Origin of the sequence: Psychrobacter sp. CMS30, assembly GCF_904846565.1 — a bacterium.
Taxonomy (GTDB): Bacteria; Pseudomonadota; Gammaproteobacteria; order Pseudomonadales; family Moraxellaceae; genus Psychrobacter; species Psychrobacter maritimus.
Genome location: NZ_CAJHBF010000008.1, coordinates 120,041 through 134,906, shown reverse-complemented (window position 1 = coordinate 134,906; position 14,866 = coordinate 120,041). Strand labels below are relative to the sequence as shown.

The 14,866-nt window shown below is 42.3% G+C and carries 14 protein-coding genes; 10 read left to right on the top strand and 4 right to left on the bottom strand.

The features are described from left to right. From JMX94_RS06210 to JMX94_RS06185, 6 genes are all read left to right on the top strand, one after another. The coding region (locus JMX94_RS06210; protein WP_201564181.1) for a hydantoinase B/oxoprolinase family protein at positions 1-950 on the top strand (950 nt) is incomplete at its 5' end. Positions 951-990: 40 nt separating this feature from the next. Next, positions 991-3,072 (top strand): hydantoinase/oxoprolinase family protein, encoded by a 2,082-nt coding sequence (locus tag JMX94_RS06205; protein ID WP_201564179.1) that lies wholly within the window; start codon positions 991-993, stop codon positions 3,070-3,072. A gap of 218 nt (positions 3,073-3,290) precedes the next feature. After that, positions 3,291-4,445: an AraC family transcriptional regulator gene (locus JMX94_RS06200; RefSeq protein ID WP_201564177.1), complete on the top strand. Its 1,155-nt coding sequence runs from the start codon at positions 3,291-3,293 to the stop codon at positions 4,443-4,445. A 108-nt stretch (positions 4,446-4,553) separates the two neighbouring features. Next, positions 4,554-5,546: a RhuM family protein gene (gene rhuM, locus JMX94_RS06195; RefSeq protein ID WP_201564175.1), complete on the top strand. Its 993-nt coding sequence runs from the start codon at positions 4,554-4,556 to the stop codon at positions 5,544-5,546. Between the two features lie 96 nt (positions 5,547-5,642). Continuing rightward, positions 5,643-6,386 (top strand): zinc-dependent peptidase, encoded by a 744-nt coding sequence (locus JMX94_RS06190; protein WP_201564173.1) that lies wholly within the window; start codon positions 5,643-5,645, stop codon positions 6,384-6,386. Next, entirely contained in the window at positions 6,387-6,866 is a 480-nt protein-coding gene (locus tag JMX94_RS06185; protein ID WP_201564172.1) for a hypothetical protein, read from the top strand. Between the two features lie 153 nt (positions 6,867-7,019). On the opposite strand, the gene JMX94_RS06180 is transcribed toward JMX94_RS06185, so the two are convergent. After that, a complete protein-coding gene (locus tag JMX94_RS06180; protein WP_201564170.1) occupies positions 7,020-7,691 on the bottom strand; it encodes a hypothetical protein in 672 nt (223 codons plus the stop codon). A gap of 252 nt (positions 7,692-7,943) precedes the next feature. Here JMX94_RS06180 and JMX94_RS06175 point away from each other — a divergent pair, with 252 nt between their 5' ends. Then, complete coding sequence (locus tag JMX94_RS06175) at positions 7,944-8,417, top strand: hypothetical protein (RefSeq protein ID WP_201564168.1); 474 nt, start codon at positions 7,944-7,946, stop codon at positions 8,415-8,417. 281 nt (positions 8,418-8,698) lie between these two features. On the opposite strand, the gene JMX94_RS06170 is transcribed toward JMX94_RS06175, so the two are convergent. Continuing rightward, the gene (locus JMX94_RS06170; RefSeq protein ID WP_201564166.1) at positions 8,699-9,712 is read right to left on the bottom strand and encodes a glycosyltransferase; all 1,014 of its coding nucleotides are present in this window, start codon (positions 9,710-9,712) and stop codon (positions 8,699-8,701) included. An 839-nt stretch (positions 9,713-10,551) separates the two neighbouring features. On the opposite strand from JMX94_RS06170, the gene JMX94_RS06165 reads away from it, so the two are divergent. Together JMX94_RS06165 and JMX94_RS06160 are read left to right on the top strand one after the other, a co-directional pair. After that, positions 10,552-10,830 carry a hypothetical protein gene (locus tag JMX94_RS06165; RefSeq protein WP_201564164.1) on the top strand — a complete coding sequence of 93 codons (279 nt, stop codon included), beginning with the start codon at positions 10,552-10,554 and terminating at the stop codon, positions 10,828-10,830. 213 nt (positions 10,831-11,043) lie between these two features. Then, positions 11,044-11,328, top strand: a complete 285-nt coding sequence (locus JMX94_RS06160; protein ID WP_227673541.1) for a nitrite reductase (NAD(P)H) small subunit — start codon at positions 11,044-11,046, stop codon at positions 11,326-11,328. A gap of 127 nt (positions 11,329-11,455) precedes the next feature. Here the strand turns inward: JMX94_RS06160 and JMX94_RS06155 are convergent, their stop codons facing one another. Together JMX94_RS06155 and JMX94_RS06150 are read right to left on the bottom strand one after the other, a co-directional pair. Continuing rightward, the gene (locus JMX94_RS06155) at positions 11,456-12,259 is read right to left on the bottom strand and encodes a hypothetical protein (protein ID WP_201564162.1); all 804 of its coding nucleotides are present in this window, start codon (positions 12,257-12,259) and stop codon (positions 11,456-11,458) included. A gap of 415 nt (positions 12,260-12,674) precedes the next feature. Beyond that, complete coding sequence (locus tag JMX94_RS06150) at positions 12,675-13,475, bottom strand: hypothetical protein (RefSeq protein ID WP_201564160.1); 801 nt, start codon at positions 13,473-13,475, stop codon at positions 12,675-12,677. Positions 13,476-13,732: 257 nt separating this feature from the next. On the opposite strand from JMX94_RS06150, the gene JMX94_RS06145 reads away from it, so the two are divergent. After that, complete coding sequence (locus JMX94_RS06145) at positions 13,733-14,788, top strand: LysR family transcriptional regulator (protein ID WP_201564158.1); 1,056 nt, start codon at positions 13,733-13,735, stop codon at positions 14,786-14,788. Positions 14,789-14,866 lie beyond the last annotated feature (78 nt).

Below are 14,866 nucleotides of genomic sequence, written 5' to 3'. Positions count from 1 at the left end.
AAATCCCCAGTCCGCCGCAAGTCCCTTACTTTATCAACTCTTATGCCGGTAACTCGATGTCAGGGGTATTACTTGGGCTAATGATGTTTGCTCAAGTAGAGCCGCCGTATAACGAAGGCTTATATCGCTGTGTGACCGTTGATTTGGGCGAGCATGGCACCTTATGTAATGCCAAAGAACCGGCGCCGCATGTCAACTGTACGACCACGCCGATGGAAACCTTGACCGATGCGGTACGTATGGCATTTGAAGCAGCAGCACCAGAGCGCGTTACCGCCTCTTGGGGACATTCATCAGGGATCAATATCGCTGGTATCGACCCAAAAACTGGCGAGCAATACGTCACCATGATTTTGGCGTCTATTATTTCAGGGGCCGGCGCCACCCAACAAATGGATGGCTGGCATGCTTGTGGGCCATTGAGCTGCTTTGGGGCGCTAAGCTCGGGAGATATTGAGCTGTTAGAGTACCAGTATCCTATCTTAATTCATAAGTATGGCTTGGCAGAAGACAGTGGCGGCGCAGGCGAGTATCGCGGCGGCTGCGGTACGGTTTGGGAAGTTGAGCCATTAGACCATACTATGACGGTTATTGCCTTTGGCGAAGGTCGTCAGCATCCTACTATGGGCGCCGGCGGCGCGGAACAAATCTCACCCGAGCTGAAAGTTGGGCGTCTAGAGATACTACATAAAGACGGACAAACGGACTTATATAGAAAAAACACCGTTACGGAAATCACACCGGGTGAACGCGCGCGCAACACCAATCCGGGTGGCGGCGGCTACGGCAGCTCATTTGATCGCGATATTCAAGCGGTCATCAAGGATGTAAAAGAAAGGATTATCTCAATCTCTGCGGCAAAGATTGAATACGGCGTGGTAATTGACCCAGAAACTCTGGCGCTCAATGAGGCTGAGACTGAGTACTTACGCCGCCAGATAACCGCATAAAACACACATTGAACTTTCATGATTGAGTTAAGGATGACTTATGAACAACGATTTTCGTATTGGCGTTGATGCTGGCGGGACTTTTACAGATTTTGTCTTGGCAGAAAAAACCGGTGACATTCATCTGTTTAAAGCGCCATCGACCCCAGAAGATGGCACCTTAGCCATTGCCAATGGTCTACAGCAAATTGCCAACAAATTTAACCGTCCTATCGAAGACATTATTCAAGCCTGCGACTTGTGTATTAATGGTACGACAGTCGCACTGAATGCATTGATTCAAATGACGGGCGTGAAAGTGGGCTTGCTATGTACCAAAGGGCATGAAGACAGTATCGAGATACGCTTAGGGCACAAAGAAGAAGGGCACCGCTATGATGCCAGTTACCCGCCAGCGCCGCAGATTGCCACGCGTGACCGCCGCTTTCCTATCCGTGGCCGTATCTTAGCAGACGGCACCGAACACGAGCCGTTAAATGAGCAAGATATCCTCGATGCGATTGAAGTGTTAAAACAGCAAGACGTGCAAGCGGTTGCCATCTCTTTTGTGTGGTCTATCCGTAATACTCAGCATGAACAGCGTGCCAAAGAGCTGATTGAGCAGCATATGCCGGGGGTGTTTGTCTGCTGCGGTAGTGAAGTATATCCGCAGATTAAGGAATATACGCGTACCTCAACGACACTGGTGAATGCCTATTTAAGCCCGGTTATGGCGTCTTATGTACATAAGATTGATGATTACTTTAAGGCACTCGGCGCTGAGCAGCCCGTTCGTTACTTTCAGTCGAATGGCGGGCTTGCGGTCGGTAACATCATGCGCGAACGCGCGGTTAATGCCATCAACTCAGGACCCGCATCAGCACCGCAAGCCGGTTTATATATTGCCAGCGCCTTTGGTATTGATAATATTATTACCGTCGATATGGGCGGTACGTCTTTTGACATCACTATGGCCAAATCTGGCCGAACCAGCCTAAACCGTGATATTGATTTCTTACGCAATCGTATTGGTGTACCGATGATTCATGTCGAGACTCTGGGCGCAGGTGGCGGCTCTATTGGTCATGTGAATAACTTTGGTATGCTCGAGGTCGGTCCACAAAGTGCTGGCGCGACCCCAGGTCCAGCTTCTTATGGTAAAGGCGGTGAGTTGCCAACGGTTACCGATGCCAATCTGGTCTTAGGCTACTTAGAGCCCGATGCGGTGCTAGGCGGCTGCGTGACTTTGGATAAAGACAAAGCGCTGCAAGCGGTACAAAAACATATCGCTGATCCATTAAAAATTGACTTGGCACATGCAGCCTTTGGTATCAGCGCCATCGTTAATCAAAACATGGCAAACGGTATTCGCCGTATTACCATTGAAAAAGGCTATGACCCTCGCGACTTTGCGCTTATTTGTGCCGGCGGCGCTGCTGGCATGCATATTGTCGACTTGGCAGAAGAGATGGGTATTGGTACTATCTTGATACCAAAGATTGCTTCTTGTCTCTGTGCCTTTGGTCAAATCATCTCTGATATCAAATATAATTATCTGGCCACGCAGATGATGATTATTGCGCCAGATTCAGAACTACAGTCACTCAATGCCACCTTACATGAGCTAGAAAGCTTGGGCGTGCAAAAGCTGCTAGAAGATGGCTTTGCAGAAGACGATATTATCATCGAGCGAACCATGGAGATGCGTTACGTCGGGCAGGTGCATGAGTGTAATGTACTGATACCCAATGGCAAGCTTGATGCCGATAGCGTGCAAACGATTTTAGAAGCCTTCCACCATCGTCATAAAGAGCTCTATACTTATGATGAGCGTGACAATAAGGTCGAGCTGGTCAATATCGAAGTCGCTGTCATCGGTAAAATCAGTAAGCCCAAGCTACCAGAGCTTGCTAAGCAACAAGGTAATATCAGTCAGGCGCAAGTTGGCAGCCGTGAGATGATCATGGATCAAGAATACGAATGGATTGATACGCCTATTTATAATGGTGAAGAATTTGGGGCAGGGGCGCTGATTGCAGGACCGGCGCTTATTCAAGAGCCAACCACCACGATTGTGATTAAAAAAGGCTGGCAAGCAGAATTGCATGAGACGGGCACTTATAAGCTGACCAAAGCCGCTTAGCTTGCTGTTTTCATCGTTATCGCTTTACAGTTTTCCCATCAGGCATTAAACCTCGTTTAATGCCTGATGTTTGTTTTAGGTATCATATTTAGACATCAGGGTAATAATACGTTTATGATATAAAAATAACCGCTTAACATCTAATAAAATGCTTACAAATAGCGCTTAGTGTATAAGCAGCCATTACCGCTCATTTTTTATTCATAGAGTATTCAAGGATGAATGCAAGTCGCGATACAGACAATACCAATACCAATGCCAATAGCACAGCAAACAGCGATAGTCTCATAGACATTGTAGGGGACCATTCTATTTCAAATTCGGCAATATCATCACCACTATTAACCCCATTTGCGCCAATATCTTCAACGCCTGCTATAAGTGCTCCTCAAACTTTAGACGCGTTTGATTGGAAGCGCACCATCAATGACACCTATTTTGATCTCAATGTAAGCTTTCGCCAGCCAAGTCAGTTTTCTGGTTACTTGCAACACGCCAAGCTTTTGGATATCGGCGTGTCTCATTATCATGCCAATACCGTGCATTATAAACGCAGCTTAGTAAGCAATCAGTCTAGTGACGGCGTTAAGGACAATAGTAGCGACGACAGTATTTTAATCACCTTTCCTGTGAACGGTAGCGTCCGTTTTGCGCAAAAAAACCGCCAATTAACCTCAAGCCCGGGTCAGTTCTTTATTGAATTATCAAACTTACCTTATGAGTTTTATCATCTGCAGCAAGTGTCGTTATATGTAATTAAGGTGCCTTTAGCGCTATTAACCCCGCAAATGGGCACTATAGAGCGGCAGTTTGCCCGCAGTCTGTCTATTGATGAAGGGGCAGGCAGGTTGCTGGTTTTTCAAATCAGACAAATATTAGAGCTGATTCAGCAGCATCGATTGGCGGCTTTAGAGGTTAAAATCCTAGAGCAGCAGCTGCTTAACCTTATTGTATTGACATTAAGCGCCCCAAAAGAGGTGATGATGAGTAGCAGCTCGTCTATACAGTCGGTACATCTAAAGCGCATCGAGCATTACGTCCATCAGCACCTAGAAAACCCCGCTTTAACCCCAGCGATGGTCGCTGCTGCTTGTCATATATCGGTCAGATACTTGCATAAACTGTTTGCTGAGTTGCCCTATAGTTTTTCGGAATGGGTAAAGGAGCTACGTTTAAAGCAGGCCAATCATATTTTAAAAACCAAAAGTTACGTAACCATCGATGAAGTGGCGCATAGAGTCGGTTATGGTGACCAAGGTTACTTTTCACGCATTTATAAGCAGCATTTCGGTTATACGCCGAGAGATACTCCAAGCACAAGCACAAGCACAAGCACAAGCACAAGCACAAGCACAAGCACAAGCACAGGATAGTCATTGTTATGTACTCTGTCATGCCGTCACTGTATGATTTGCCTATTAAGAATAATAACCACAGCAGCGCAAGCATTTATACTGGGATTAGGATTGGGAAGAGCTGAGATGATTAACGTTATGAATGATGACGTGGCAAAAGTAGAGATATATGAAAGCGCTGATGGAGAGGCGCAGGTAGACGTTCGCTTCGAGCAAGAGACTGTTTGGCTCACGCAAGCACAAATGACCGAGTTGTTTGGTCGTGACCAGTCAGTGATTTCGCGTCATATTGCCAATGCTATAAACGATGAAGAAATTGCTGAAAAAAGCAATATGCAAAAAATGCATATTGCAAATTCTGATCGCCCTGTGACGTTTTATGACTTAGATGTGGTTATCTCAGTGGGTTATCGCATCAAATCTCCCCAAGGTGTGCAGTTTAGACGCTGGGCAACCCAGCGCCTACGTGAATACTTGGTGCAAGGCTATACACTCAATCAAGAGCGCTTTGATAAAAACTCAAGCGAGCTACAACAAGCATTAAATTTGATCAGAAAAACCGCGCAAAGTCCCGAGCTGAAAACCGATGAAGGTCGCGGCTTGGTTGAGATTATCAGTCGTTATACACAGACATTTTTATGGTTACAGCGCTATGATGAAGGATTGCTTGATAATCCTGCAGGGGAGGATGGCGGTATCTTACCCAGTCCGACTGAGGCGATGGCAGCGCTGACGGATTTGAAAGCGCAGCTGATAGATAGAGGTGAGGCGACTGAGTTATTTGCCAAGCCTCGTGGTGATGGTTTGGACAGTGTACTGGGTAATTTAGAGCAGACGGTGTTTGGCGAGCCTGCATACCCGACCATCGAGAGTAAAGCGGCGCATCTGCTGTACTTTATGGTCAAAAACCATCCTTTTACCGATGGCAATAAACGCAGCGGCGCTTTTTTGTTTGTAGATTTTCTGCATCGTAATAATCGACTGCTCAATGATCAAGGTGACATGGTTATTAATAACACGGGGCTTGCCGCATTAACCTTGTTGGTCGCTGAATCTGACCCCAACCAAAAAGAAACCTTGATTAAACTAATTATGAATATGTTGTCGTTAGAATCTTGATAAACAGGCTTATTGTCAGCACCATTTAACCCCATAAAACACATAACGCTAATAATAAAAAGTACAGTCTAACGACGAAATTAAAGGAAATTCAATATGTTTAGCATGATAAAAGACTGGCGCGAGCAGCGCATATTGGACAACAGCGAGTTTACCCATGCTGACTGGCTGCAAGCTGCCAAGCGTATTGTGATACTTGAGAGGCTAAACGAGGATGAGCTAACACGCTTGTTTGAGCTGGCGACGTTGTTTTTGGCGGATAAGTCGATTACTGGCGCGCAGGGTTTTGAGATTACCGATGCGGTTAGGCAATCTATCGCCTTACAAGCTTGCCTGCCTATTTTAAACCTAAGCCTTGAGTGGTATGCTGGCTGGTCAGCCATTATTATTTATCCAGGTTCTTACAAAAGCGAAACCACCACCGTGGATGAGTTGGGGGTTGTCCATGAGGGCAGTCAGCACCGTAGCGGCGAAGCGTGGCTGCGTGGTCCTGTTATTCTGTCATGGAAGGATGCCAAACACTCAGGCGAGCGCGATGGTCACAATGTTGTCATTCATGAGTTTGTGCATAAACTTGATATGCTAAATGGTCGTGCTAATGGCTTTCCGCCGCTGCAAGCGGATATGGATCCTGCGCGCTGGACTGAGATTATGACGCGAGATTTTGAGGATTTTCAAAGCCATCATAAATCAGGTCTCGACCGTTATGGCGCGACCAATCCTGCGGAGTTTTTTGCGGTACTGAGTGAGGTATTTTTTGAAACACCGCAAAAGCTGGTCGACGCTTACCCTGATATTTACGATATAATGGTGAAGTTTTTTCGCCAAACGCCACTATGAATGAAAGGTGTCTTGGTAAAAGCGATTAGAAAAAACCATACTTACGAGAATATGAATTTCATGAAAAAATTGCTAATTTTAATTTATGCTTTGCTGATAACGCATCCGGCCTATGCTATCAATGCGCCCTCACAATACCCTAAAGAGCTGCAAGAGTTAGGAGTATATATAGATTCAACCCTCGATAAAGTCAAAAATATATCTGATAATAATGAAGATTTTTGTTCAACTCAGTCAGCTTTTGCTTTCAATATTATGGAGATGAGACAAAAAGGGGTTGATTATAGTGACATTTATCATTTAATGAATATAAACAACAAAGCAGATTTAACTACAAAAGGCTTGGATAAACTAGATAGTTATAAGGGCGTTTTTGAGGAAGCGTATGATTATCCAGTATATGAAAGCAAAGAGGATAGGGGTACTGCTACTACCTTCTATACGACCTATAAAAATCATCAATGTTTACTCAGTTTATGAGTATTTTTACAGATTTTTCAGTCGCTAATTTCTTAATTATCCGTTTAATAGCTTAAAAAAACCATAAAAAGGGCAGTGTACTGATTTAATAATACTGCCCATTATTGTTGGTTTTTATGACTGTAAGCACTTGTTTTTATAGGTAAAAATTATTTAAACCGTCCATTGTTCATTGACAATAGCAACCAGATAACGTTTGCCTTGGTACTCATCAAACACTAAGCGTAGGATACGCCAGTCCATACCAGAGTATTGCTCTGAGCCTTTATGATAAAACTCAACAAACTCTGAATTGGGGTAAATCTCTTTTAAGTTATTGATCATACTGCCGTTATGCTTAAACTCATTAACGCTGATACTGGCATTGTTATATTTCTCACCAGCGACCCACGTATCTAAGTATTCTGGTAGCGGAATCACCAATGTGTCGCCAGAGCCATCTAAATCACCCCAAGTAAAACGGATTTTGGCTTGTTGTAAGTATTGGGCGAATTGTTCACGGCTAAAGACTTTATCGGTCTCAGGGCGCACATAGGCATACATTGAAAAACGTACGCCGCGAGTCGGATGGATATCATTGGTGATGCGCGCAAAGTCGTCATTCGCTAGGGCACGCTGAATACGCAAAGCTTGCTGTCTAAGTGTTTGCTGGCTGGCATCAGAGACGATAGGCGCTGAGGTATTACCGTTTTGCTGACTGGGTATTTTGACATTGGATTCAGCAGAAGATGAGCAGCCAGTCGCAACAAGTAGGGAGACAAAGCAGGCAGCAGTCGTTAATTTATAAAAACCTGACTGAAAAATATTAAAACGAGATGACGGCATCGTAAGAATATCCTTATCGTAGCTTATTAAAATTATAATAGCGGCATTGGACCTGAGACCTAAATAAGTACTGAGTTAAATGAGGTTTTGCTCATCAATAGTACTCATAACTGCTCAAAGTTAATAATGGTGCTGTGTAAACAAGGTTTTTGTCCGATAAACCTTACCAACACAATTGTGCAGTAAAGTAGTAGTTTATATGTGTTTTAATGAGTATACATACTAAATATGTAATAGCAGATGGAGGACGCCATGCAGAAGACACTATTTTCTATAATGATGCTATTCCTAGGGTTTACTGCTATTTCTGCGACCGCCAATCTAACAGAGGCCTTACAGACGGCTTTCGCCATGAAAGTCACGACCATCGCTGATATGTACCAGCAAGATGTGAATAATCAGGGTCAAGATTATCCGGTGGTATTACAACAATATGGCAATCAAGAGCTACAGGCGGCCATGCGGCTTGAGCAAGATTACTTTGCTAGAGAGCAAACCTCATGTCATATTGGTTATGACGTGCTGTGGAGCTCCCAAGATCCTGACTATGGGCAAGAGAAAAAGTTTTCAGTGACCACGCAAGGATTGGTTCAAGTCAGCTTGGCGCAAGGCAATGATGTGTATTATGAATTGTCCTGTGATGATTCTACCTGCCAAGTGGCAGACGTTATCTTAGATGAGGACGGTTCATCTTTACGAGAGCATTTGCAAAACGCTTGTCGTTAACTGAAACCTGAAATATTGATTGTGCGCCGAGACTGATATTAATTTTAAATGCCGATAAAAATATTTTTGAATAAGTACAAATATAAATCAATGGAAGTATTCGAAAATCGCAGTGTCTAAGATGCAGTGTCTAAAATATTATCTGCTAGACTCTTAAGACCGTTGGTTTGTTTTCGCATAATGTATATTATGTTAAATGAAGTGTATGCGATATTAAGTTCATCAGTATGTCAAACATCCTTATTTACCGAGGAATCTAAGACTGTAAATTAGTTAATACATTATTGCCAAGCCTTCCTACGGACACTCTCGAAATACTTTGCCGTATTTCCAGGTAATGCATACGAAGACAGCCAGTGAAAATATAAAAATAATTTAAACTTAGAGCTTAATCCTGGTAAGTTATTATAGGCATCGAAGAAGGAGTCGCTTATATTTAAATCTTTTGCTAATCTTCGGTAGTTTTTCATTATCCGCCACATAACAAACCATTGTTTACTAGGCTTTATAGTTGTATATATAGCTACGCTGTTCACTAGATACAGACGCACAAACAATTTTTCTAGAATATCAATCTCCTCTTTATTTAATGCATGCTTTAAACCCTCTTCAAACCCATACTCGGCCGTATACAGCCGGTCAAGTGTTCTTGGATTGGGTTTAGACCTACAGATAGACTCATTGTCTTCATTATACTTATAAGCAAGAATGTTTGTATTTAATAAGCTCTTTACAAAAAAAGGATATATAAAATCAAGCGAATTGTCTTCATAATAGCAATATTCTGGGTAGTAAATGTCATTATCAATAAGCATTTCACGACTATAAACATTAGACCACAAGGGCACAACACTACCTAATAAAATTGCGCGAACCTCGATAGCATTAATATAACTACCAGGCTCTACCTCTAAACCACTCCTTTCTATACCCCCTGCCAAATAGTTAAAATGAATAACGTCATAACTACTGGCGCTGTTCTCCTTAATAAAATCAACAGCTTCCTGCGTAATATCATCATCTGAATCAACAAACCAAACGTATTTGGCTTGAGAGAATTTTAGTCCTGCGTTTCTCGCACCACCAGGACCTTTATTACCCTGCTTTATCAACTGTATGTTTTGATCTGGCAAACCATCCTTATAGCTACTAAGATCACGGTAAGTATTATCTGTAGACCCATCGTCAACAAGAATTATTTCTACACCATCTAGAGACAGTTCAGTCAGAGTTTTTAATAGAGTCAAAGAAAAAATATCTCTATTGTAAAAAGGCACTATCAGACTCAAATACATAAAGATAACCCCTCATAAAAAATAAGTTAGGTATAGCAGCCAATTTAAAATAGAAAGTACCAAAACACTACTGTTTCTACTAGAAATACGTCAGCCCTACCCTATTTTTAGAAAAACCTTTTAACAGAATAAATCAATTCATCTTGAGCAATAATTTAAGAGACCAAAATACGAGCTAAACGGAATGGGCTATGGTTTTTATTTCTTTCAATATTTAAGAGATTTATATCTTTGCCATACTTAAGATCACAAACAGGCATATATTTGAGCAGAGAATTTAAGGTGTCATCGTTATTAATATTTGTCATTAAAACACTCTAAAAAACGTAACCGTTTTTTAGAGTAGCTTCTACATGTATGGAGTAGACTTCGATGGCAATGTAATTGTCAATAACGTAGTATTTTTATAATAGTCAAGTAAAGTAATTCTATATCTTGTATTAAACGACTCCAAATCAATATATATCTTTTAATGAATATATTGCAAGCTAAACTTTATACTACTAGCCATAAATAAACGTATTTAATTCGATTGATTGAAGAATTAAGCAATTATCAGAACGGCAGTTCGAGCTGACGAAACAAAAAGATGTATTGAAAGCGCAAAATAAGGAATTACTTGGTAGCTATAAACAATAAGGAAACCTACCAAATTGAATTAATGGAGCAGACAAAATAAGCGCAAGAGCAAATAAATGGATTACTGCAGATTCAAAAAGAACTGCGGACAGCGAATCAATCCCTCGAAAAATGAGGGTGTTTTAGATTCTGGGTAACGGGATACCATTGATGTTTTAGGTGTCCATTAAGATGTCCGATTACTAGATAAGCAATTGGTTATGTGGCTCATCTATATTTATCACCAACAATTACTATGTATACAAGTAATGGCGACAAACAATCTCAGTGCTCAAAATAATTCGTATTCGGTTAGTATTTCGGGTATTGCAGGTTTGAGTGTGCGGGTTTCGCCAAATCGCAAAAAATCGTATTACCTGCGTTACGCGCATCCACACCTTGAAGGCAAGCTGCCCAAAATCATGCTATGCAATATTGATGATGCCGGCTTATATGAGGTTAAGTACAAAGCGGTGTCTATACTAAACTTAGCCTTGTAGCGAAAGGTGTTCATCCCAAAGCCCGCCACTAATAAGAAAAAACCAATAAATATGCGCACTTAAAGAACGCGCCTTATAAGGTTAAGTAAACAAGGCGGCATTCAGTGAGTCGACGCTCAAGTTTTGGAACTTGTGCTTGGGGTATATGTGCCACGAAATTGGTGATCTAAGAGTGAATGACATCACTAGCGAGATTATCCTAAATGTGTGTGAGTGGGATTTCGCACCAAAGAGGCTAAGCTGTTCGCGCTTGATAACTATGACCCGTTTAGTCAGGCCAATGTATTATCTAGAGGGTTAATTGGAGGCACTACTGTTACCAACGATGCTGGCATTGATGAAGCGGTGCTATATGTGGACTCACCTATTTATAAGCAGAGATTTAACTTTGCCACCGGTCAATGTTTGGATGATAAGAGTGTCACGCTTGCTACTTATCATGTTGAGCTAGATACCAGTCTTGAAGATAATTATGTGGTGATAAAATATAGTCAGTGAGAAACTTCATCTGCAATATTAGAAATGGAAGTTGTCTAAGGTGTTGGTTTGCTCTCACGTATTTTTTAGCCAATTGCCAGCAGAATAGTCTGAAATAGACAGGCTTTGAAATTAAGACCGTCTCAGATTATTTACCTGCTTTAGTCTCATCCCGATACAAGATGCTCTTAGCTTCTGCTTTAAAATCTTGCGGGTTAATTTCTGGCTGAGTCGCAATGTCAGGCTTCTGGCTGGCCTGTTTTTCTGAGTCACGGAATAAGGTATTCTGCGCCTCTTGTCTAAAATCATGCTCGCTAAGTGTTGTTTTAACTTTTATAGCCTTCATAGTATTGATTTGCTCATTACCATTTTGCCTTTCATTTTGTGTCTCATCTCGTGGTGCAATGAAACTAGGAATAGAATTAGGGTCGGTTCTTATGTCTGCATTTGCTAAGTTTGTATTAATTTGCTTGGCAGATGCCGTATTCTGAGCAACTGACGCGCTGTTAACTCCTAGTAGTACCTGAGAATTTTTTGAGAGTAAATAATTGAAGGCAAATACGGCAAGCAAGAAGACAGCGCAAAAGATAGCCATGACACTGAGAAACTTGGCATGATTAAGCGACCTACTCTTTCTAGGTTTCTTTGTAGGTTTAGCTGTGTCAGCACAAAATGGAGAAGTTGATTGGTGAGAGGTGACCGTTTCGTTAGAATGAATGATATCTGAGGATTGATGGTTCTCTCTCTGCTTATGTAGCTTATGTACCATAGTCACATCAGCTGCAGTATTTTCTAACGATTTTTGCATGGCTTGCTGCTGCATGTAGCGCTCATAGGGCCGACGCATACGCTTTCGACCCTCGATATTCAAGATAACATCATCACTGTTAAAGCTATTGCTAGGCAGCTTTGTAGCGATATCAGGATTTATGTCATTACTTGAGGGGCTCATAAGTCAGTACCGTATCCATATATATGATGAGCGGTATATATCCGCGTCTTTATATGATGATACGTAACCTATGACTCGATGCAACGGTTTTTGGTATGAGCGCTAGGATTAGCGGATAAACGGTATAAAAGCACAGATTTAATGCCTTTTTAGTATATTAAGTCATCTTAATCGTTGGTCTCACGAAATAACGTACTTTGTGACTCTTCTCTAAAATCCTCGTATGTAATAGCTGGCTCAGATGCCGATTCATTTTCTGAATTATTGGTCGTGGCGGCGGTAGATTGACCATCGGCACCTTGTTTATTCTTGGCAGTGTTTTTATTATCAAGGTCTTTATTGCCAGTGCTTGGTACACTGGTTTGAGCATCTACGGTTGACTGATTGCTAGCTTCAGGCGTATTACTTGCTGTAGCTACCTTATTGCCACTGCTGTCATTATTACTTTTAGGCGTGCCAGCATTAGCAGGTAGCGCCGGCTCAGTCGATGTGTTGGCTGATAGGAAACAGTAAAGATAAGGGTCAATACGACCGCCGCAATCAATAATGAGCCAACTATCATCCCGATGATAAGCGGTTTTTTGCTACTTGCCAGCTTCTTATCTTTTGCTGGGATTAATATAGTTGAGCTTTGTGTGGCTATATCGTCGATATCAAGGCTTTTAATATCAATACTTTCATTTTTCTCATAGCTTTCAGAAATGCGATTTGCATCATCTAAAGGCGCTGTACTAGAAAACGAAGATGTCTCTCTGGCAGTAGGGTTATTACCCTCATATGCATAGTCGTTATTTTCTTCCGTATTTGATGAGTCATTTATATCAGCTATTGCTGCACGACTTTTACCCAAACTCTCATTTTCATCGGAAAAGTCTAAATTAACACCCGTGCTTGTGGCATTCGTTCCCTGTAGACTGCTCTCTTGTCGCAACTCATCTTGCTGGCTAGCAAATAATTCCAGCTCTGCGGCGCTCAAAGGCTCATATGATGACAGCTTATCGGCGTTTTTTAGCGGTTTTAATGGCGCAAGCCTGCCGTCGTTGACATTCGCTTGTTCGCGATTGGTATTATTATCGCTGCTGTCTACATTTTCGACACGCGTGATAAAGCGCTCATAAATGTTGTCTTTACGAGAGCGTCGTCGTGGCTTAGCATTAGCAATTTTCGCTAAATTGGCCTCTAAATCCGCACTTTGGTTGCTTTTTTTATCGCTCATGAAGTGATACCAGAACAGTTAATGCCACGAAAAACAGATAATTGCTAGAGTGAGGGTAAATACAGCGTGTTTGCATGTTTTGTTGGTATGGCTAATTTACATCAATTGTTTGCTAAATTGTAACACTATCGTTACCACACAATATAGTGGGTTGCCTCCTCTCCTTCAAGTATAATTTTACGCTTGTTCCTTCTATTTATATAAAATAGCCAACATATCCGATTAAATAAGCGTCATAGACAGATGGGCATCACAATATGGATTTAAAACAGCTCAATGCTTTTATTGCTATCGCGGACTTAAGAAGCTTTAGCGCCGCTGCCACCAAAACAGGGTTGTCACAGCCGACGCTTAGCCGGTTGCTCAAGCAGCTTGAGAACGATATGGGGGTGGAATTGGTTGACCGGTATCATAGACCACTACATCTGACAGAAGCGGGTGTCTTCTTTTACGATAAAATCAGCGCCATTCTGACAGAGATTGATACGGTTACTAGCATGACCCAGCGCTTATCGGCGCCAAGTACTGCTTTAAATATTGGCTTTGTGCCATCGGTGCTGTACGGCTTATTACCCGAAGTCATCGCTAAGCTAAAACAGTCCAATCCTGATATTGAGGTCAATCTCAAGGACATCAGTTCTTATCAGCAAATCGAAGCCTTAAAAACCGGTGAGATTGACATAGGTTTTGGGCGCTTTGCCCATCAGGACCCATGGATTCAGCAAATATTATTGCGTCATGAGCGTTATATGGTGGCGCTTCCTAAAGCGCATGCGCTCGCTCATATTGATGAGCAACGTCTGATTGATTTGGCAAATAACCGTTTGATTTTATACCATCAAACCCACTTGCCTATATCAACGACCACCCAACCTATTAATACGCCTATTAGCAGCTCCACTAATAACCGCACTAATCATATCTCTGCTAACGATAAAAGCAGCAGCCGACATAAACAGTCATCTAACGAGCAGCCTTCTCTTGAACCGGTGACCGAACCCTTGCTGCATCTGTTTGCCCAATATGGCATCTCGCCATTTATGACCACCACCGTCAGTGATTTACAAGTGGCGCTTGGCTTGGTTGCCGCGGGCGAAGGTATTACCTTGGTACCTGCCAGCTTAAAAACGGTGCGCACCGAGCAAATAGTCTATCGACGCCTGCTGCATGAAAACGCCACCTCTCCTATTTACCTGCATACCCTCAAAGACTTTGTCCACCCTAAAATCCCTGACCTGCTGAGCGCGATTTATCAGGTCTATGAGCGCCGCGGTATCACTTATCGCAAGCAAAGCTTTACCTTACAGCGTTAAAGCGCATTAAAGCGCTCTAAATAGCGCCAAATGGCAGATATCGGCGGCGTATTGTGTTATAAAGAACCGGCAAAAAAT